Raw genomic sequence first — 19,837 nt, forward strand, 5'->3', positions numbered from 1 at the left:
GTCCTCACACGTCCAGCAGCGGTTTGTGTTTCAGGTGCGTGGCAAACACCTGCATGAATTGCGGATCGACTCGTGCCCCCCACATCGCCAGGGAGTGGCCGACGATCCAGAGCACCAGGCCCGGAATCCACAGTTGCAGGCCCAGCCCAACAGCGGCGGCCAGCGTGCCATTGGCAATTGCCACGGTGCGCGGCGCGCCACCCAGCAGGATCGGCTCGGTCAGCGAGCGATGCAGCGGAATCTCGAAGCCCGGCAGGTCGTGAGTCGCGCTCATACGACCGCCCCGCCGGAGAAGCTGAAGAACGACAGGAAGAACGAGGACGCGGCGAAGGCGATGGACAGACCAAACACGATCTGGATCAGCTTGCGAAAGCCTCCTGACGTATCGCCGAAGGCCAGCGCCAGGCCCGTCGAAATGATGATGATGACCGCGATGATCCGAGCCACCGGCCCCTGGATCGAGTCGAGGATGGATTGCAGCGGCCCTTCCCAGGGCATCGAGGAACCGGCTGCCTTCGCGGTGCCCGCCGTCAGCAGCATCGCGGCGGCCAACAATAGACCGTGATGGGCAGGCTCAGACAGACGGCGCAAGCGTGCAAGGATCGAAGCCGGATTTACGGAAATACGGAAAGCATGGGCGTGCGTCATGGCAGTTCTCCAGAGTGGTTGAGGGAAAGAGAAGGAAGGGACGAAGGAACGATGGAAGACAGCGGCAGCAACTCTGGAAATGGCGTTTCCAAGGCTTCCGTCAGGCGATAACCCACGCCATCGAAGCCGGCGACACGGGCGATGGTTTCGATGCGGCGCTTGCGGCCACGGCCGACGATGAACACGACCACGTTCACCGCCTCGGCGATCAATGCGCGCGGCGGATTCACGGCGACTTCGAGAACCAACTGCTCCAGACGCAGCAACGCGCCCAGTGCGGAGCCGGCATGAATGGTGGCGATGCCGCCGGGATGGCCGGTTCCCCATACCTTGATGAGATCCAGGGCCTCGCCGCCGCGCACCTCGCCGACCACCACGCGGTCTGGGCGCAACCGCATCGTGGCGCGCACCAGTTCGGTCATCGACACGACGCCCACACGCGTACGCAGCGGCACGTGGTCGCGCGCGGCGCATTGCAGCTCGATGGTGTCTTCGAGCACCAATACGCGGTCGCCGGTGACGGTGATCTCGGCGAGCAAGGCGTTCGCCAGCGTCGTCTTGCCAGTGCTGGTGCCGCCAGCGATCAGGATGTTCTGCCGCTCGCGCACCGCGTGGCGCAGGAATTCGGCCTGTGGGGCGGACAGAATGCCGTCGGCGACGTAGCGCTCCAGGCCGATGATGTTCACGGCCCGCTTGCGCAGCGCGAAGGCTGGCCCCGGCGCGGCGGGCGGCATAATGCCCTCGAAGCGTTCGCCCGTCTCGGGTAGCTCGGCGGTCAGCAGCGGCTGGCCGCGATGGACCTCCGCGCCGACGTGTGCGGCGACCAGCCGAATGATGCGTTCGCCGTCTTCTTCAGACAGTTCCACGCCCAGCGGTGCGCGGCCGGAGGACAGACGATCGACCCACAGTGACCGATCGGGGTTGAGCATGATTTCCACCACGTCCGGGTCTTCCAGCGCGGCGGCGATCACCGGCCCCATGGCCGTGCGCAGCATGCGAATGCGCCGGTCGAGCGACGTGGCGGTGAACGACTCGGGCTGCGCGCTCATGATGCACGCTCCTGGGCTTCGGCCAACGCCGCCGCTTCGTCCAGCCGTGCAGAGTCGGGGTGAAGTTCTTCCATCACGTCGCGTACCAGGCTGCGCCCACGCAACAGGTGACGGCCAAGCTGTTCGACGAACTGCTCGAAGCGCGCCTTGCCCTGGGCACGGGCCGCTTCCTGGTGTGCTTCGGGCACTGGCGTGCTGACGGTCAGGAAGTAGCGAACGAATAGCGCCAGCGTCTCGATCTCGATGTTCTGGTCGCGCTCCAGCCGCTCGAACTGGCGTGACAGCCGATCAAGCCGCTTGGCAATGGCCGCCTCGCGCTGATCGCCCGCGTCCGGCGACAACCAAGATGCCAGTGCCGCCGCGACGATGGACGACTTGGACACGCCTTTCTTGGCGGCCAGCTCGTCCAGGCGCTTCGCGTGCTCGGGCGGAATGAACAGGTTGAGGCGGTATTGGCTCATAGCTGGATTCCGTCGTCAGGGTCGAGTGATGCCAGCCGGGCCGTGCGTTGCATGGCCGGGTCGAGCTGGCGGGGGAATGAGGCAAAGGCAGGCAGCGGCAAGTCGTCGTCATCGAGCAGCGCAAGGTCGTTGCTGGCAGGCTCCTGCTCGGGGTGGTACTCGGCGACTTCGGACAGCTCCGGCTGACGGCGTGGCCCGCCGTCATCGGCGGTGCTGGCTTCGCTGTCGGCCAAGGCTGCTGCGTGTGCGGTTGGTACGGTGGGGATTGCCAGACCACTCCAGTCGTCAGGCTGCCGAGGCGGCGCGTCGGCGTAGCGACTGGCTGCAAGCGCGGGCGGCGGTAGTACGCGCCGCTTGAAGTTCACGTCGGCGTAGTAGCGCAGTTTCTTGGCCTTGATCGGTGCCACGCTGGACACCATCACCACGGCCTCGTCGGGCGGAAGCTGCATCACTTCGCCGGGCGTCAGCAGCGGCCGCGCCGTTTCCTGCCGCGACACCATCAGGTGCCCTAGCCACGGTGCAAGCCGATGACCGGCATAGTTGCGCTGCGCGCGCAGCTCGGTGGCCGTGCCCAGCGTCTCCGAAATGCGCTTGGCAGTGCGTTCGTCGTTGGTGGCGAACGTCACCCGGACATGGCAGTTGTCGAGGATGGAATGGTTCTGGCCGTAGGCTTTGTCGATCTGGTTGAGCGACTGCGCGATCAGGAAGCTGCGAATGCCGTAACCGGCCATGAACGCCAGCGCCGTCTCAAAGAAGTCGAGTCGGCCCAGCGCCGGGAACTCGTCGAGCATCAATAGCAGCTTGTGGCGGCGCGCGATGCCGTCGCTGCCGTCAAGCGATTCGGTCAGGCGCCGGCCGATCTGGTTGAGAATCAGGCGCACCAGCGGTTTGGTGCGGCTGATGTCGGACGGCGGCACAACCAGGTATAGCGATACCGGATGCTCTGCCGAAATCAGGTCGGCGATGCGCCAGTCGCAGCGCGAGGTGACTTCGGCCACCGTGGGGTCGCGGTACAAGCCGAGGAACGACATGGCCGTGGACAGCACGCCAGAACGCTCGTTGTCCGACTTATTCAACACTTCACGCGCAGCCGAAGCGACGACGGGATGCGGTGCATCGCCGAGGTGCCGTGTCGTCATCATCCGATGCAGCGTCAGCTCGAACGGGCATGCCGGGTCGGACAGGAAGTTGGCGACGCCGCGCAGCGTCTTGTCTTCACCGGCATAGAGCACATGCAGGATGGCGCCGACCAATAAGGCGTGCGAGGTCTTTTCCCAATGGTTGCGCCGCTCCAGCGCGCCTTCCGGGTCCACCAGAATGTCGGCGATGTTCTGCACGTCGCGCACTTCATGCGCACCGCGCCGAACCTCCAGCAGCGGGTTGTAGGCGGCAGATTTGGCATCGGTGGGGTTGAACAGCAGACAGTGGGAGAAGCGCGAACGCCAGCCGGCGGTGATCTGCCAGTTCTCACCCTTGATGTCGTGGATGACGGCGGACGCGGGCCAGGAAAGAAGCGTTGGCACCACCAGGCCCACGCCCTTGCCCGAGCGAGTCGGCGCGAAGGTCAGGACGTGTTCCGGTCCTTCGTGCCGCAGGTATTGGCCGTCATGCAGGCCGAGAAAAACACCAGCAGGCTGGTTCAGGCCAGCTTTGCTGATGTCGGCGGCATCGGCCCAACGAGCGGAACCATAGGTCGTGACAAGCTTCGATTGCCGCGAACGCCATACCGACATGCCGATGGCAACCAGTACGGCAGCTAGGCCGCTGCCGCCCGCGATCGCGCCGCCGATGTCGAAGACATGTGGCGCATAGGCATCGAAGAAGAACCACCACTCGAACAGCCGCCAAGGGTGATAGACCGGTGTGCCGAAAAAATCGAACCAGGGCGAGCCGAGGCGTAGCTGGTAGCCCAGGGCGGCGGCTGCCCATTGTGTGGCACCCCACACACCGGCGATCACAATGCCGAAAACAACGGCGATCTGTCCGAACAGCACACCCTGACCTTGCATCCTGCCCTCCCAATTTCTCCTGCGCGACAAGTGGCACAAAAACATGCCGCATGTGCGAGATTCGGGGCTGGATCAAGGTCGGTCAAAGACTGTTATCAGGACAAAAATTCCTAAAACAGCATCAATCCATAAAGGAGCGAGTCCGGTAAAAAAGCCGCAAGCCAGGGCGCGTTGCGACGTGTCGAGCAAATAGATGAATTTCGTGGGAGGACAAAGACGAATGAATCAAAACTTGGCTTGTTCCTTCGGTGGGGTGTAGGGCGTCTTGCCGTCGCCGAGAAAGCGTAGGTTCGTCGCTCCGGCTACTCGGTTGCAAAGTTCATTGCCGAGTTTTGGACGATCCGTCTTGCACTGCTGACGCAGCTCCTTTAGTCGCGCAGGATCGGCGGCCAGTTCTTCCACGGTTGGTACGTTGACCTCGGTGGATGTTCCCGATGGACCGCACGCGACCAATGCTGCGACCAGCAAGAACGGTACGATATTCCTCATTGCTTGATGTCCTGTGGGTTGTAGGATTGTGAGGATGGCGCGTGCCTTAAACCTTCAGGTGACTCGATGGCCTGCACCCGTTCGATGAAGCGGGCCAAGACTTCCGAAATTTCTCCTTCTCTGCGCAGCAGATAGGTCGTCAGAATCGGTGAGCGGCCCGCCAGCGGACGCGCCACCACGCCTGCCTCTCGGCTGGAAGCGATTTGCGCTGCGCCAGTCAAACCCAGGGCAAAACCAGCCGACACCAGCGCCATCATCAAATCACTGGAGGTCACGCGCTCGGCGATCACGGGTTCTTGTTCTGCTCGTCGCAGTACACGATCGATCTGGCGTGCGTGGCCTTCGCATACCTGTGGATCGCACAACACCAGCGGATAACGCAGCACTTCATTGAGTGGGATGCGCTTGTGCGTCAACAGTGGATGCCGCGCTGGCACTGCGACCATCAGTGGATCGGTCCAAGCCGCTTCGGCAACTAGACCATCGCCAACCTCATCGGCTTGGCCAAACCCTACGTCGTACAGATCGCTATGCAGTCCCTTGATCTGCTGAGACAGCGGTACCTCGAACAACCGAATCTCGACATCCGGCTCCTCCTGTCGGCACAACGCCAGCAAAGCTGGCAGACGCGCGGGCGCAATGCCGTCGGACAGCGCAATGCGCAATTGGCTGTGGAAGCCTTTGGCAGCGGCCTTCACACTGTCGCGCGCCTGCTGCAAGGCGGTGAAGACACGCGGTACGTGCTCCAGGAACAACTTGCCTGCCGGTGTCAGACGTGTGCTGCGGCTGGTCCGGACGAACAATTGCTCTCCTAGGTCTTCTTCAAGTTCCTTGATGGTGCGCGACAGCGGCGATTGCTCAATGTGCAGTCGCTCGGCTGCGCGGGCGAAGTGGAGTTCTTCGGCGACTGCCAGGAAGCAGCGGAGGTGCCGAAACTCCATAGGTCATCCCTTTTTGATAGCAAGGTGAGGTGTGCTCAGCAGATTGACCATCGCTTCAATCTCCCTATGGCCAGTCCGCAATAGGGCTACCTCGGCACCGCCGGTGGTTAAGCGGCCAACGACTTCATGGTCCGGAAGGTAGGGGCAGGGTGCGTGTTTGAGAGCAAGGGACATATGGATTTGCTCTCCTATGCCTTTGCCAAAGGCGGGCTCGATCTAGGTGGGCGACTGGGCGCCTCAGATGATGTCGGATACTTGTGATCGGCTAGGATGCACACCAGAGACCTTACTGAGTTGCGCAGCTCCGCGACGGATGCCTCATCGAGCCCCAATTGACGAGAGAGTGTTTCCGGGACGGTCTTCGCGACATCGCGCAAATCATGTCCATGGGGCGTCAGTGTGACGAGCACCCGCCGCTCGTCCTCGGTATCGCGACGACGACTGATGAATCCGCCTTGTTCCATGCGCTTAAGCAATGGCGTCAAGGTGCCATTTTCCAGATATAGGCATTCACCAAGGTCGCCAACGCTGACCGGCGACCGTTCCCACAGCACCAACATGACCAGATACTGCGAATAGGTTAGGCCAAGCGGTTCCAGCACAGGTCGATAGACCCGGGTCAACAAGTTGGTTGCAGCATAGAGAGGGAAGCAAAGCTGGCGATCGAGTCGCAGGGGGTTGTCTTCTGGTGTACGCCGGACGGATTTCATGGTTGAGTGTGATACCTTGTCTAAAAGACAATCTAGCGATTGTATCGCTACCAACTTTAAGTGTAATGACAAAATTCCGTCCAGGGAAGACCTGCACGAGCCAGGAAAAGCGACGATTGGTAACAGCCTCACCCGATGTGGCGGCTGGAAGATGCTGAAAGGCCACAGTGTCGACCTCCGGATCAATTCGGCAAGAGGAAATCTAACGCACCAGCCTAAATCTTTATTTTCAAGGCGAATTGTGACGTTGCGCGCTCGCTGCTGATGATTCGCTGGGGAGAGCGAAAAATGCAGCGTGCACCATTTATAAATCCACATTGGCATTACTACGCGCGGTGAGTATTGCCGAAAAGCAAGGAGGCCCCAACTGAGCAAAGGCCCTTTCAAATTATGGAGATGCCGTGGTTCGCCCTAGGCCTGATCGAGGCTATCGGCGTTCAGGCGCTTTTTGCGAAAAGCTGTAGGAGTGAGGCCGAAATGTTCCTTGAATTTCCGATGAAACTGACTAACACTTGAAAACCCGCTGTCGATGGCTGCACCGGTGACTGTCTCCGTCAGATTCGAGAGCCGAGATGCCGCTTTTTGCAACCGCAAAGTATTTCTGAAGTCGACGATGCTTTTGCCAGTATGCTGGCGAAACTCCCGGGTTAGCAGACTGCGGGACATGCCAAAAAGTCTGGCCGCCTGATCCAGAGTTATTTCCTCATGCAGGTTGTCCTCGATCCAGGAAACCACTTCCTGCATTCTGCCGCGATAGCGATGGATGAGATTATCTGCGCTACTGGTTCGGCCTTTGACGTGCAGCGATAGCAGCAGACCCACGGCACTCCAACTCACCTGTTCAGCCAGCAAATTTTCGTTGCTGAAGCCGTCAGAAATCATATTAATAGTGGCTTCCAACCAGGACAAATGATCTGGAAAATCGGAAACCGTGATCCCCTCCTTACTCACGTCGCTGACCAAAGCCACCTGTTTGGGTGATAAGAAACGAGGTAAGTCGCTTGGGGGGCAGCAGGCGATCTTCAGACGGGCCACATCCCCCATGTGGATGACGATTCTGTAAGCAGTGTTGGGCGGGATCAGGACCAAGCGTCCCGGCAAAAATGCGATTTCGCGGGCATCCCCCGTATCGGCGATAAGACGCCCGCCCTCCTGACAACACACGATGAATTCAACCGCATCCTGCTGCAGGAGTTCGGATGTTTCCCGGACTTCGGTAGTCAAGCTCCAGAGCATCGGATTAACAGCAACTTAGTATGTCAACATGGTCACTACGGCTACGGCCTTATGGTGCTCAAGCGTGGTTGAAAAGAGTGAAGTAGGCCAGAAGAAGGTAGCACGTAACGGCAAGCCCCCCGTGCACGATCACCACTCCCTTCGGATGTTCGCCTTTGGATCGTTTTGCAAAAAGCAAGGCCCCCAGGCCGATGATAACCAAGGCAATGACAATGTTGATCCAAACCCGAGTATCCCCGGAGAATGCCGCCACGATCGCTGCCAGCGCACCGATTAGCACAAAAACAACGTGGAGCACTTTGAAAATGGGGGATGTAGGCTTCTTGCGAAATACGTCACTGGCCATGATCAATCCGATCAGTGCTACGACAGTAAAGGCCCCCAGAGATAGCAATAGCATAATTCTTCCTTAAAAAACTTTGATTTTGAAAGAATGTTCCTAACGGAAAATCCACGAATCACCCTTCGGAAACACTATAGCCAGCCGCCACCTCTGAGTCTTGTCTTATCAGGTATGATATGTGTGCGATCGGCCATGAATACTCCATAAGACCTCCCGTTCTCGTAGCACTCGGAAGAATGCCGAGCATAACTGCTGCGTGTGCCCCTGCGGGGGAGGCACGCAGCACCTGTATATGCGCAAGATGGCATGGCAGTGATCAGATGGTTTTGATGACCATCACATAGGCGGAAAGCGCGAGGGCTGAAATCTGGATCAATAGTGCGACTCTTCGCTTCCTAGCCTCATGTGCGACGTCGAAAGTTTTCTTCGAAATGTTGGCAGCGATTCCGTGAACCGCAAATGCCGCAAGTCCAATATATGGAAATAGCATGGCTTGCCACGGCCCCACGACTGTCACCACCAAACCGGTCAGTCCTGCCAGTCCGGAAACTATTCGGTGAGCGATGTACATCATCTTCGCGTGGCCGCCCAAGCCGCCAGAGGTACTACGACTCCCATTCCAGGCCAGAACTGTCCAGACACCTGTCAGGAATATCGACAAGGTAGCGGTCAATAGATGACTATGCTTTATGGCTATATACATATGGGTTCCCTTTCGTCAGCGGCATCCTTCTTGGATAAGACAAATCGATTCGGCAGCGCGTGTGTAGTGCTTACCGAATCTGACTGTTTTCAATAAACACTTATTTAGGGCCTTCGACTCCGCTGGTCGATATCTTTTTAAATACTTCGCTGACTTCTTGCAGTGCCTTTTTGTCGGCTTCACTCAGTTTATTTGCTGGAGAACACCGAGGGTCGCTGAGCTGGAGTGCTTTAATCATTGCATCTGTCAATGGGATGGGTTGGCAGCCGTGGTTCTTTTCGCAAACGAGATCCCACTGCGGTTTGGCTTGAACATGGCACGCAAAACAATTTCCACCAAAGCGGTTGACCACATCGGTATAGCCACGTTTTCGGATCTTGGTGCCCTTGGCATCTACGTCTAGTTCAAAAAATTCCCAGTCATGTGTCTGTGGGTTTGTACCCTTAGGCTGTTTGACCATGACTTCGCCAGGAATTAACTGAACCACCGAACCCGGTGGATATGCGCCACCTTTATTGGATTTGGCGACAGCAACGGTTTCGTTCAGTTTTCCGGTCAGGCTGGCGACGTAGAATCCGCGCACCGGTGTCATTTTTGTGATGCACTGGAAAGAGCTATCGCTTACAGGAATGGATTCATTCTTGGACTTGTCGGCAAATGCTGGGACAACAAGCACGGTCGAAAGGGCAAGACCCAACAAAAGCTTTGTGTGGTTGACCATCATGGTTTCCTTTGCATAGATGGGTAAGCAGTGGCGCCATTCACGTCGTTCTTGGCGAACAGCATCCGAAGGTCGCAGGGGCGATGCACACGCGTCGACGCCACCGATGACCCAGCACCAGAAGTTCATCAGGCCTGTGGCACTACTGATTTGTTAATCAGCGTGTATGCACTGACAGCACAACATCGATGTTTCCCTTCGTGGCGTTCGAGTACGGGCAGATCTTGTGCGCCTCGGCGACGATTTCCTCTGCCTTGGCCTGGTCGACGCCAGCGATGGTTACATCCAGCGCAACCGTCAGGCCGAAGCCGCCACTACCATTCGGGGCAATGCCTGCTGTGGCGACAACTTCAATGTCGTTGTCCCGGACTTTCGTCTCTTTGTTGCGTGTGCCGTGGATGACGGCATTGCCGAAGCAGGCCGCGTAACCCGCCGCGAACAGTTGCTCGGGATTGGTTGCACCGCCTTTGCCCCCGAGCCCCGAAGGCAAGGCCAGTTGCAGGTTCAGCAGACCATCGTCGCTAAGCACAGTGCCGTTGCGGCCCCCGACGGCGGTGACCTTGGTCGAATACAGCGCACTCATGATGTTTTCTCCTAAGAGTGGATTAAGCCCATATGGACGGTAGCGATTATATCGCTAGCTAAACAAAATGCAATGGCAAATCTTGATCAAGCCATTCAGATCGAAATTCCTCTCCTACGGCCAACCTCCCATGACACCCCTCCGCCACGAACCGTCGCGGCTATCTGCTGCCCCAGTTGCTGTTCGACCACCGGCTTCCACGGCACCAGACTGAAACTCATACCGTCATCAAGCATCGCGTAGCGCCCGCTGGCGAGCATGACGCTGCGGCGATAGACGCCCGCCACGCGTAGGCCGTCGGAGACTGGCCGATATTCCAAGTCAGTCTCCGACGCTATGTCGTGCGCGGCCTTCGCCAGCTCGCGCCCACGCAGCGTCGCCAAGAGGTTGCGTGCCAGGACCACTCGCTGGCCGCGCCGCTCGGCAAGCCCCTGCTCAACGAGGAAGTCGGAACGCCGCTGCAGTTCGTCCTTGACCTCGCTGCCAAAGCCTATGTCGCCCAGCCCTTTGCTGCCGCCGATCAACTGCTGATCCAGCCAGGTCGCACCGATCACGCGGGTCTGCCGCGCGATGGACAGGTGTGATTTCAAATCTACTGCCACGCCACCGCCGAGGCGCTGCGCATCGTACTGGCGGCCGCGCTCGGCCAAGTCATCGGGCACACGCCAGACGCCTTCGGCCATACGCTCCACGATGCCGGCACGGCGCAGAGCTTCCAGCCGACGCACGTGCGCCGCCACCACTGCGCGTGGGTCACTGTCGGGCGTGGCCTGGCCTTGGGCGAGCGCAAGGTGATGGTCGGTGCGGTAGATGCCATTCACTGAAAGCGCGGTGATGTTCTGGTCGGCCGCGCGCACCTCAGTCGAGCCTTTCACCTCCACCACGGCGCCGGTCGGGTACTGCTCCAATTCCGATCGCGGTGGCAACACAACGTAGTGCGCCTTGCCGTCCGTGCCATCGACGATCAGATAGCCTTTGTCATGCAGCTCGTCGGTCAGTCCCTTGCCGATGACGCTACCGACGATTGCGCGGCCGTCCTCAACGGGCTGGAATACGGCCAGTTCACGCTGCCTGCCGCTCATGGCGCGCTGCATGGTGCGGATGATGTCGCCACGCTCGCCCATGGCCCGTAGCGTGAGTTCGGCCTCGGCATGAATGACCCATGTGCCAGGTTGCTGCTCGGTCGCCAGACCCATGCGCTGCAAGCGCTGCAGCCGGCCAATCAGCATCTGCCGCTGGCGTTGCAGCCGGGGCTCGGCCATCGTCTCCGGACTCACGAGACCGTCCACGGCCAAGCGTTGCAAGGTGCGGTCCAACCCCGTCCACCGCTCCTGGTCGACTTCGCGCTGCATGGCGCGCTGGATTTCCAACTCGGTGCGCGGCCCCAGCCATTCGGTTGCCAATTCGGTGGCCCGGTGGCGCATCCCCTCGGCGATGTAGTCGCGGGAGATGATGAGGTCTTTGCCGGTGTCGTCCTTGCCGCGCAGGATGACGTGCGTGTGCGGGTTGTCGGTGTTCCAGTGATCCACCGCCACCCAGTCCAGCCGCGTGCCCAGGTCGGCCTCCATGCGTGCCATCAGGTGCCGGGTATAGGTGCGCAGATCGTCGAGCTGGTCGGCGTCCTCCGGCGAGACGATGAAGCGGAACTGGTGCCGATCCTCGCGCCCGCATTCCTCGAAAGCGGCAGTGTCCGGCGAGTCGGTCATGGGGCCGTAGGCGTGGCCCGGCCCGCCCTGACGATCGACGCCTTCACGCTCGATGTAGCGCAGGTGCGCGGCAGTCGAACGCGGCCCGGCCTTGGCCAGATTGACCAGTCGCGTCTTGATCGTCACACGACGGGCGTTGGACATTAGCGCGGCTCCAGCGAAGCGAGCGGCGACGTGGCCACGCCCCAGCCGGGAACCGGGTAGATGGCCGACTTTACCGACCGTCTTACCGAGCTTGGTGCCGGCCTTGTTGGTCTGGCGCAGCACCTTGTTGATGAAGGCGTCGTCGCGCTGTTTCGGCGCGCCGGGACGTATCCTGAAACGCTCATCGTCATGCTTGCTCATGCTGCGCTTCCATCCAAGACCAGCGCAGCCGGGCGTGTGAAGCACGCGCCTTCTCCAATGCCGATGCGGCATTGCGCACTCTCGAGGCACGATGCCGCCTCTTGGCTCGTGCCGCGCCACCCCCACGTGCAGACAGGGTTTTCAAGCGGCTGAGTGCCGCGACCTTTTATCTTGCCTTCCGCCTTTGCCCCTCGCTGGCGCTCCGGACGTCGGCGGCCCGGCGACGCTGCGCTGCTTGCAGCCAGCGCGCCGGCGAACGCGGCGACGGCCCTCGGCCGGGCGCGTTCGAGGCAAGACGCCTGCACGTGGGAAAGCGGCGCCGGATGTTGCGCGACGTGCGGCGCCGAATACGCAAAGTCAACGCTCGCACGACACGCGCGACGACACGGCGACGGCCAGCGGAACGACACGCTGGATGGCACGGTGAAGCGCAGCGAATCGGCGGCCATCATCGGCGAGTCTCCAACCAGACCGGATGCGCGACGCCGAGCACAGCGGATGCGCGCACCGGGCCGAAGTAGCGGCTGTCGAACGAGGCCGGGTTGGTCACGCTCAACAGGAACAGCTCGTCCGGTTCGAGACGGCGGCATTGCTGCCAGGATGGCAGCGGGCGGCCGAAGCGGTCGGCGGGCAAGACGGCAGCCACCGGCACGCCGTCGATGCGCACACTGCGACCGATGATGCACACCTCCTGCGGCGCAATCGCACCGATCCGCTTGAGCAGCGGCACGCGCGTCGGCAGGTAGCCGCGCTGCGCGGCCAGTGCAACGGCCTCGGCCGGCAGCGGGACGAGCACGATGCTGTCCACGGACAACAGACGTGGCAGCGAGTCGGCTCGGTGGTCGAACGGCTCGATGCGATACCAGCCGACCGCCACACTGTCGGACGGGTTGTAGGTGAAGCGCGGCAGCGGCGACACGAACGAGGCCCAGGCCAGCGCAGCGAGGCCGCAGGCCGACAGGCTCGCCAGCACGATGCGAGCGCGCCCGAGCGAGCGAGAATGCGGCGCGGTGCCGGATGTGGAAAGCGTCGTCATGGCAGCGCCCTCCCGGCCAGCCAGGCGGCGTGCCGCTCGGCGGTGTACGCCGGCAGCGGCACGCGGGCCGCGAGCCGGTTGCCGAGCGTGCGCCAGTACGCGGGCGACACGTCGGCAGGCGCGATGCCCAGAGCCTCGATGGCGTCGAGCTGCGCCAGCACAGCGCGCACGGCGGGTTCGCCCTCGGCGTGCAGTAGCAGGCGCGCGCCGGGCAGCACGCCGGGGATGCGCTGCGCCGCGTCCTGCGGCGTACAAGCCTGCATCGTCATGAGCTGCCAGCGGATCGTGCCGTAGTCGTTGGCGTGCCAGCGGATGCGGCAGAACATCGCGCCGGGCAGGAACACCGCGACGCGCCGCCAGCGGTCGAGCCGGACGATGCGCGCCGGCTCGCCGAACCGCAGGTAAAGGTCGATGCGTTGCTCGATGTAGGCCAGCGAAACGCGAGTCAGCGATGCGGCGCCCGCTTGGTGGGCGAGCGCTGCAAACGTGGGCGGCGTAGCTGGAGCCGCCGAAGGTTGCGGGTTCATTGGGTGCTCTCTGGGAATTCGCGTTCCAGCAGTGCACGCAGCAGTTCGGCGACGGTCACGCCTTGCGTGAACGCAGAGACCTTGACGCGGGCGCGCATCGCGGGGGTGATGTCGAGGGTCAGGCGCGCGGTGTAGAGGTCGCCTTTCTGGATGCCATCGGCGTCCCCTTGGCGAACCCACGCCTCGGCGTGAGGGTTCGCCGGCGGACGCGCACCGATGGCGATGCGTTTGCCGCTGTGCTGGCTCATGTCGGCCACCGCAGCAGTTCATCCACCAGCGCCGTGATCTCGCGTGCGGCGGCGCTGTCGGGCGCCGTCTCGCGTGCGAGGCGGCCGGCGGCCACGCTGTCGGCGAACACGATGCGCTGATGCACCTCCGAGCGCAATGCTGGCAGCGGCTGGTCGGCCAATGCCTGGCGCGCTTCACGGCCGATGATGGTCGTACTGACGCGCCGATTGATGGCGAAGGCTGCGCGTAGCGCTGGCCGGAACACCTGCGCCTCGCGGATCAGCGCCACCATCTCGGTAGACGCCCACAAGTCGTAGGGACTGGGCTGCACCGGGATCAGCACGTGCTCGGCCGCCAGCAGCGCCGAGCGCGCCAGCGCGGCGATACGCGGCGGGCCGTCGATGACGACGTGATCGGCCTGGCGTGCTAGCTCCGGCGCTTCCTGGTGCAGCGTCTCGCGTGCGAGACCTACTGCACTGAACAAACGTGGCGAGCCCTGTTGGGCGCGCCGCTGCGTCCAGTCCAGCGCCGAGCCTTGCGGATCGGCGTCCAGCAGAACGACTTGCTGGCCGCGCATGGCCAGCTCGCCTGCGATATGCGTGGCGAGCGTGGTCTTGCCAACGCCGCCTTTCTGATTGAGCAAGGCGATGATCATGGCCCGGCCCTCCTGGCTGGAAAGCTGGGTTTTCTGTACCGCGCGAATCGCCGTGTGCCGTGCCGTTTGTCGTTTATCCACCGAAACGGCGCGCTGTTTTTATTAGTTAAAGAATTTAAGTTAGGGAAGTTAGAGAGACCGAAAACCCGCGCCGCTATTAGGATTTCGGCGGTTTCGCACGCCTGATAGCACGATAGGGACACGCCCGATAGCACGATACCCACCACGCCTGATAGCACGAGGCCATTCACAGGTTTTCCCCGAGTTATCCCCGTGCCGTCCGCAGCACGGGCCTGAAAGTCAGCAGTTCGGCCCCGTCGTCCGGCATCCGCTCGATGCCCAGGACGTATCCCGGCATCGACTGCCGCGCCACCAGCGCGCGCAGGTCGCAGGCGAAGTCGTAGGGCTTCGCCGTGCTGCCCGATTTGCGGTGCAGGTGTTTGAAGTCGAACTGCCAGCCGCCCGGCTGCTTGCCGCCGTGCTTGCGCACCAGGCGGTACAGCCAGCGCTCGATGCCACCCGTGAGCTTGAAATAGGCCGGGTCGATGGTTAGCACCAGCGCCGCGTCCAGCACGCCCGCGTAGAACCAGTCCGGCAGGATCAGCTCGATGCCCAGCGGTGTGCCGCGGGCGTCGGCCAACTCCTTCCATTCGTTGATCCACGAGAAGCGATGCAGGCGCCGCCCGGTCGTCTCGCGGATGGAAGTGGCCACCGTGGTCGATTGCAGGCGATCCAAGGCCGCTTTGAGGCGCTGGTAATCGCGCAGCGACGTACCGCGCCCGATGAAGCGCAGGATCTCGTAGGGCGTGGCGCGCATGAGCCGCGATGGGCGAATGCCCGCATCGCGCGCTTCCACGATCTGGCTGGCAGCCCAGATCAGGATGTCGGCATCCCAGATTGTGGCGATGCCATGCTCCTGCGTTCCCTCCACCCGGATCGTCACGCCGCCGGCGCGGAAGTCGATCGGCTGGACGCGCTTCGACTTCGCCAGCGAGAAGAACGGAAAGGCCATCAAATCCTGGCTGTCGCGCGGCGCCATGTCGCCCGGCAGCGCGCGGAACAGATCGAGCTGTTCCCGCTCCTGCATTGATCGCTGCCCCGATGATCGGGACGACAGCGACGGGTTGGACATGGAGATGGCCACCGGCGAAGCACCGTTCAGCGCGCACGGCTGTCGGCCGAGTGGTGCTCGGCGTATTCGGGATCGGACGTGGCCTCGAAGCTGCGCTGGTCGGCCCAAACGTCGAGGTCGGCCACCGCGTACATGACGCGGCGGCCAAACTTGCGGAAACGCGGGCCGCCGCCGATCACGCGCTGTTTCTCCAGCGTGCGCGGCGACAAGCGCAAATATTCGGCGGCCTCGTCGTTGGTCAGGTAGCGTTGAGGTTGTGTAGCAGCAGCGGGTTGCTGCTGCGTGGCGTGTGCGGCAGCAGGCCGCAAGGGAGCAGGTCGCATCGGGTAAGCCTCCATCGTTCAGGACAGTCCAGCCGCGACGCGCGGCCAGATGGAGGCAGTCTCAAGAAAGGGATGCGTCCCGTTGAGGGTCGTTTTGCTGGGGACGCAAAACGACCCTGTTCAATTCATTGGAGTTGCGCCAGGCGGCGATAGCCAGCGCGCATCAGACCCTGGCCGCGTCGCACCAAACGGCGCACGCGCGACCGCAGGCCGCCGTCGGCATACCAGCCTTTGACCACGGCATCGGTGCCGAACAGTCCCTCGGCGACTTCACGCAATGACGCGCCTGCCAAGGTGGCATCAAGCGCCTGCAAGGTGTGCAGCTCCTGCAGCGCTGTCGGCGCGGGCCGGGGCCGAGCCGCCGCCGTAGGCGTGCCTTCGGCGGCCACAGCCAGCTTGTCCAGTTCGGCCCGGAGCGTGCAATGGCGTGCGCAAGGCATGTCGCACGCGCGGATGGCGTAGACGTAGGCCATGCCATCCTCCAGGTCTGGCGCCAACGCCAGGCGCAAGCAGCAGCCGGGCCAGCGCGTGGCGAGCATCAGGCGTCGGCCATCGTGGATCAGGTGCTTGTGGCCGGGAATGCGCCACAGCTCGAACGCGACGGCATCCGGGGGCGGGTCGATGTCCGGGTGAAGTTGCGCCGTGCAAGGGTGGCCGGGAAGCCAGGCTGGATGCGCGTCGCGCGCATCCAGGGCCGGGTCTTCCAGCATACGCAGCCCCCAACCGTGAGCGGTTTCCGGCTGGCGATGGCGGTGTAGCCAGTCGCCTCGGCAATCGGGATGCCGGCGCAAATACTCCCAAGCCAGTGCCAAGTCGTCCAGGTGCAGCACGTAGAGATATGCGGCTGTGGGATACCAAGGTTCGACGCTTCGATCAGTCATGACGCAACCTCCTGTTGGGCAGGGATCGTCGCCACGTCGGCACGCTGGAGCTACGCCATCAAAACATCACCGTCCTACCACCAAAGTGATACTCTTGAACCGTAACGAGCGGTGTCAAGACTGATTGGCTCCGAAGTCTTACGTGGATTGTCCGAATGCGACGGCTGTGCAACCCGGAATTGAGGGCACGGCACCGGACACCCTGCCGCAAGCTGCGCAGTGCATCATGCCCCTTTGGATCAGGGCGGTACCGACTTGGCGCAAGAGTGGCGATTCAGATTGCCGGCGTCATAAACCAGACTGAAAAAGACACAATGCGCCGCAACGGCCTGTGTCTGGATGACCTTCCGCAGCGGGGGCCATGAGGCTCGATCAGTCTGGGATCGAGCCGTCGGCCTGCGCCAGCCGGATGTACTCCGATAACGGCCGCGACGCTCGGAAATACAGGTCGCGTTGGATGGGCCGCCGACGCGGCCCGACGATGACTGCCAAGTCGGATAGCTTGACCGTCCCCAACTCCGGCATGCCGATGCCGAGGTCGATGAGGCCCCAGGCCGTGTCGCCATCGGCGGGGTCGAGCGCAGCCAGCAACCAGGTCGCGTGCGCATCCGGCGTGAACAGCCGCACCACGGGTATTAGGTCAATGCTCTGTTCAGCCGCGCGTGCCGCTCCGTTGGCGAGCAGTTGCGCTCGCTCGTCTACGGTGGCGAGAGGCTGGGTCATGGTCAGGAATCCCACGAAACCGAGGATGCACGAATCCGCCTTTCCGCGAAAGCGTGGAACCACCGAACCGGATGTGCGCTTTCGTGCGCAAACACGGATGCGGAAGCCATCGAATCCGTACATGCACGGAAACGGAAAAGCGGAATTATGGAAGTCAGGAAAAGCACAGATACGGCTCTCAGATTCGGTCGGAATCCACAGATGCGGATTTCAGTAAAGGCGCAAAGCCGTAAGGCTCATCGCCAAATGAACACTATAGATTGTAGCCCTATAGAGCGCAATCGACTGTCATCTTGGTTTTTGAGGAAACCACCGGATGACAGCGAAAAATTCATTGGCGATGGCACTGAAGACAGTCAGGAAGGCGCGCGGCCTGAGCCAGGAAGCGTTCTCCGACGTCTCCAGCCGGACCTACCTGAGTTCGCTGGAGCGTGATCTGAAAAGCCCGACGCTCAACAAGCTGGCCGAGTTGTGCAAGGTGATGGAGATCCATCCGGTGACGCTTCTGGCATTGGCGTATTCGGGGAACAACCCCAAGAAGGCGGATCAACTACTCTCGCAGGTTCGGCATGAGCTTGAACTGCTGGCACAGACAGGCGACGAATGACACTTCTCCAGAACGACCCTATCACCCAACTTGGATTTTCCGTCTACGAGAACAAAGGGGTCTTCGCTGTTCTTCTGGGGTCGGGCCTGTCGCGCTCCGCAGAGATTCCGACCGGGTGGGAAATTACGTTGGACCTGGTGCGCCGTGTGGCGACCGCCCAAGGCGTCGAGGAGCAGTCCGATTGGGCAAAGTGGTACCGGGAAAAGACCGGGCAAGAGCCGAACTATTCCGCGCTGCTGGAGGAGATCGCCAGTTCACCCGATGAGCGTAGGGCGATATTGCATCGGTACATCGAGCCAGATGAGCAGGATCGCGAAGAAGGCCGGAAAATCCCGACCAAGGCGCATCACGCGATAGCGCAGTTGGTTCGTTCTGGTCACGTCCGGGTCATCGTCACGACCAACTTTGACCGGCTCATGGAAAACGCCCTTCGGGAGCAAGGAGTCGAGCCCACCGTGGTTTCCTCCGCAGACGTTTTGGCGGGTGCCGAGCCATTGACGCACAGTCGCTGTTACCTGCTCAAGCTGCATGGCGATTACAAGGATGCCCGCATCCTGAACACCGATCAGGAACTGAGCGCTTACCCGGAAAGCTACGACAAACTGCTGGACCGCATCTTTGATGAGCATGGTCTGATCATCTGCGGCTGGTCGGGTGAATGGGATCATGCCCTGCGGGCAGCCTTCCTCCGTGCACCGAACAGGCGCTATCCCGTGTATTGGGCGGCCCGGGGTGCGTTGGGCTCGGGAGCCAGCGAACTGGCCATCCATCGAAGCGCCAAGACGATACCGATCTCAGGCGCGGACGAGTTTTTCCAAACACTTCAACAGCGAGTCGAAACGCTTGAGCAGAGCCAGCGTCAGAATCCGCTGAGCGTCGAATTGTTGGTCAATAGTACGAAGCGCTACCTGGCGAAGCCGGAACATCGTATTCAACTGGACGAGTTGCTTTCGCAGGAGGCGGAGCGATTGATGGTGCAACTCGATGGGAGTCAATTCGCGCCCCATGGCCAGTGGAATCAGGAAGAGTTCCGATCGCGGGTACGACGATACGAGGCGCTGGCCGAACCCTTGACGCGCATGGCTGGCGTCCTCGGCAGATGGGGGGATGGTTCTGAATTGACCACGATCCTCGACATCATCAGAGGACTGTATATGCAGGCCGAGAAGGTTGGAAACGGCCTGTTGGTTTGGCTCGGTCTGCGATCTTATCCGGCCGTCTTGATATTTACTGCCTACGGAGTCGGCCTGACGCGCTCGCAGCGATGGAAGACACTTCACGAACTGCTGGTTGCGCCCTGGCCTCGGGAATATCGTGACCCGAAACGAGTGGTTTCCACGCTGTTCCTGGATGAGTGGAAAGGGGCGAAAAATGAAGTCTGGAAAGAATTGGAAGGCCTTGATCGTCGCAAGACCCCTCTCAGTGATCATCTGCTTGATGTGATGACGAACTGGCGGTCCAGCTTTGCAGGTGTATCGGCTGAATTTGAGCTGGTGTTTGAACGATTCGAACTGCTTGCTGCTCTTGTCTATCTGGAGGAAGACAGCGAAGCGAGTTTGGAACAAGCCTTTACCAATACACCTCACGGGCTGTTCGCCCGTATGCCCGTAGGGCGCGTTGGATGGCATGACTCGTCAGCCAATTCACTGATTCTGGAGCTTCAATCGGAAGCGACCATCACAGCTTTGCTGGACGCAGGCTTTGCGCGGAACAGCCGCCGCTTCTTGGAACTCTCCATTGAGAGTTTCAAGCGCTACGTGGGCAAGATGTCATGGTAGCAG

At 61.5% G+C, this 19,837-nt stretch carries 24 protein-coding genes; 2 read left to right on the top strand and 22 right to left on the bottom strand.

Going from position 1 to position 19,837, the window contains the following annotated elements:
• Positions 1 to 4: 4 nt before the first annotated feature.
• From AZSP09_RS05070 to AZSP09_RS05185, 22 genes are all read right to left on the bottom strand, one after another.
• Positions 5 to 274 (bottom strand): VirB3 family type IV secretion system protein, encoded by a 270-nt coding sequence (locus tag AZSP09_RS05070; protein WP_148580968.1) that lies wholly within the window; start codon positions 272 to 274, stop codon positions 5 to 7.
• Positions 271 to 648 (bottom strand): TrbC/VirB2 family protein, encoded by a 378-nt coding sequence (locus AZSP09_RS05075; RefSeq protein ID WP_148580969.1) that lies wholly within the window; start codon positions 646 to 648, stop codon positions 271 to 273. Before AZSP09_RS05075 ends, AZSP09_RS05070 begins: the two co-directional genes overlap by 4 nt.
• Entirely contained in the window at positions 645 to 1,697 is a 1,053-nt protein-coding gene (gene trbB / locus AZSP09_RS05080) for a P-type conjugative transfer ATPase TrbB (RefSeq protein ID WP_148580970.1), read from the bottom strand. Before trbB ends, AZSP09_RS05075 begins: the two co-directional genes overlap by 4 nt.
• Positions 1,694 to 2,158, bottom strand: coding sequence for a ribbon-helix-helix protein, CopG family (locus AZSP09_RS05085; RefSeq protein WP_148580971.1), 465 nt, complete (start codon positions 2,156 to 2,158; stop codon positions 1,694 to 1,696). Before AZSP09_RS05085 ends, trbB begins: the two co-directional genes overlap by 4 nt.
• Complete coding sequence (locus tag AZSP09_RS05090) at positions 2,155 to 4,167, bottom strand: conjugal transfer protein TraG (protein ID WP_148580972.1); 2,013 nt, start codon at positions 4,165 to 4,167, stop codon at positions 2,155 to 2,157. Before AZSP09_RS05090 ends, AZSP09_RS05085 begins: the two co-directional genes overlap by 4 nt.
• A 225-nt stretch (positions 4,168 to 4,392) precedes the next feature.
• On the bottom strand, positions 4,393 to 4,656 hold the full coding sequence (locus AZSP09_RS05095; RefSeq protein WP_104729099.1) for an entry exclusion lipoprotein TrbK: 264 nt from the start codon (positions 4,654 to 4,656) through the stop codon (positions 4,393 to 4,395).
• Positions 4,653 to 5,597, bottom strand: coding sequence for a LysR family transcriptional regulator (locus AZSP09_RS05100; RefSeq protein ID WP_148580973.1), 945 nt, complete (start codon positions 5,595 to 5,597; stop codon positions 4,653 to 4,655). Before AZSP09_RS05100 ends, AZSP09_RS05095 begins: the two co-directional genes overlap by 4 nt.
• Positions 5,598 to 5,785: 188 nt before the next feature.
• On the bottom strand, positions 5,786 to 6,307 hold the full coding sequence (locus AZSP09_RS05105) for a MarR family winged helix-turn-helix transcriptional regulator (RefSeq protein WP_148580974.1): 522 nt from the start codon (positions 6,305 to 6,307) through the stop codon (positions 5,786 to 5,788).
• Positions 6,308 to 6,718: 411 nt separating this feature from the next.
• Complete coding sequence (locus tag AZSP09_RS05110; protein WP_172974698.1) at positions 6,719 to 7,531, bottom strand: AraC family transcriptional regulator; 813 nt, start codon at positions 7,529 to 7,531, stop codon at positions 6,719 to 6,721.
• A gap of 70 nt (positions 7,532 to 7,601) precedes the next feature.
• Positions 7,602 to 7,889, bottom strand: coding sequence for a hypothetical protein (locus AZSP09_RS05115; RefSeq protein WP_152089371.1), 288 nt, complete (start codon positions 7,887 to 7,889; stop codon positions 7,602 to 7,604).
• A 313-nt stretch (positions 7,890 to 8,202) separates the two neighbouring features.
• Positions 8,203 to 8,460, bottom strand: coding sequence for a hypothetical protein (locus AZSP09_RS05120; protein ID WP_152089372.1), 258 nt, complete (start codon positions 8,458 to 8,460; stop codon positions 8,203 to 8,205).
• Positions 8,461 to 8,689: 229 nt separating this feature from the next.
• A complete protein-coding gene (locus AZSP09_RS05125; RefSeq protein ID WP_197739054.1) occupies positions 8,690 to 9,313 on the bottom strand; it encodes a hypothetical protein in 624 nt (207 codons plus the stop codon).
• Positions 9,314 to 9,467: 154 nt separating this feature from the next.
• The gene (locus AZSP09_RS05130; RefSeq protein ID WP_104727266.1) at positions 9,468 to 9,893 is read right to left on the bottom strand and encodes an organic hydroperoxide resistance protein; all 426 of its coding nucleotides are present in this window, start codon (positions 9,891 to 9,893) and stop codon (positions 9,468 to 9,470) included.
• 95 nt (positions 9,894 to 9,988) lie between these two features.
• Positions 9,989 to 11,944 carry a relaxase/mobilization nuclease and DUF3363 domain-containing protein gene (locus tag AZSP09_RS05135; protein WP_152089373.1) on the bottom strand — a complete coding sequence of 652 codons (1,956 nt, stop codon included), beginning with the start codon at positions 11,942 to 11,944 and terminating at the stop codon, positions 9,989 to 9,991.
• Positions 11,945 to 12,392: 448 nt separating this feature from the next.
• Positions 12,393 to 12,980 (bottom strand): S26 family signal peptidase, encoded by a 588-nt coding sequence (locus AZSP09_RS05145; RefSeq protein ID WP_152089375.1) that lies wholly within the window; start codon positions 12,978 to 12,980, stop codon positions 12,393 to 12,395.
• A complete protein-coding gene (locus AZSP09_RS05150; RefSeq protein ID WP_148580981.1) occupies positions 12,977 to 13,507 on the bottom strand; it encodes a DUF2840 domain-containing protein in 531 nt (176 codons plus the stop codon). The genes AZSP09_RS05145 and AZSP09_RS05150 overlap by 4 nt, the downstream gene beginning before the upstream one ends.
• Positions 13,504 to 13,755 (bottom strand): chromosome partitioning protein ParB, encoded by a 252-nt coding sequence (locus AZSP09_RS05155; RefSeq protein ID WP_148580982.1) that lies wholly within the window; start codon positions 13,753 to 13,755, stop codon positions 13,504 to 13,506. Before AZSP09_RS05155 ends, AZSP09_RS05150 begins: the two co-directional genes overlap by 4 nt.
• Positions 13,752 to 14,390 carry a ParA family partition ATPase gene (gene parA / locus AZSP09_RS05160; RefSeq protein WP_148580983.1) on the bottom strand — a complete coding sequence of 213 codons (639 nt, stop codon included), beginning with the start codon at positions 14,388 to 14,390 and terminating at the stop codon, positions 13,752 to 13,754. Before parA ends, AZSP09_RS05155 begins: the two co-directional genes overlap by 4 nt.
• Positions 14,391 to 14,655: 265 nt before the next feature.
• Entirely contained in the window at positions 14,656 to 15,522 is an 867-nt protein-coding gene (locus tag AZSP09_RS05170) for a replication initiator protein A (RefSeq protein ID WP_148580985.1), read from the bottom strand.
• Between the two features lie 26 nt (positions 15,523 to 15,548).
• Positions 15,549 to 15,845, bottom strand: a complete 297-nt coding sequence (locus AZSP09_RS05175; RefSeq protein WP_148580986.1) for a helix-turn-helix domain-containing protein — start codon at positions 15,843 to 15,845, stop codon at positions 15,549 to 15,551.
• Between the two features lie 125 nt (positions 15,846 to 15,970).
• On the bottom strand, positions 15,971 to 16,726 hold the full coding sequence (locus tag AZSP09_RS05180) for a DUF2285 domain-containing protein (RefSeq protein ID WP_152089376.1): 756 nt from the start codon (positions 16,724 to 16,726) through the stop codon (positions 15,971 to 15,973).
• Positions 16,727 to 17,098: 372 nt separating this feature from the next.
• Entirely contained in the window at positions 17,099 to 17,449 is a 351-nt protein-coding gene (locus tag AZSP09_RS05185) for a DUF2958 domain-containing protein (RefSeq protein ID WP_148580988.1), read from the bottom strand.
• A 316-nt stretch (positions 17,450 to 17,765) separates the two neighbouring features.
• Here AZSP09_RS05185 and AZSP09_RS05195 point away from each other — a divergent pair, with 316 nt between their 5' ends.
• Entirely contained in the window at positions 17,766 to 18,056 is a 291-nt protein-coding gene (locus tag AZSP09_RS05195; protein ID WP_148580990.1) for a helix-turn-helix domain-containing protein, read from the top strand.
• Positions 18,053 to 19,834, top strand: coding sequence for an SIR2 family protein (locus AZSP09_RS05200; protein WP_148580991.1), 1,782 nt, complete (start codon positions 18,053 to 18,055; stop codon positions 19,832 to 19,834). Before AZSP09_RS05195 ends, AZSP09_RS05200 begins: the two co-directional genes overlap by 4 nt.
• Positions 19,835 to 19,837: the final 3 nt, after the last annotated feature.

The sequence above is a fragment of the Azospira sp. I09 genome, assembly GCF_009177135.1.
GTDB lineage: Bacteria > Pseudomonadota > Gammaproteobacteria > Burkholderiales > Rhodocyclaceae > Azospira > Azospira oryzae.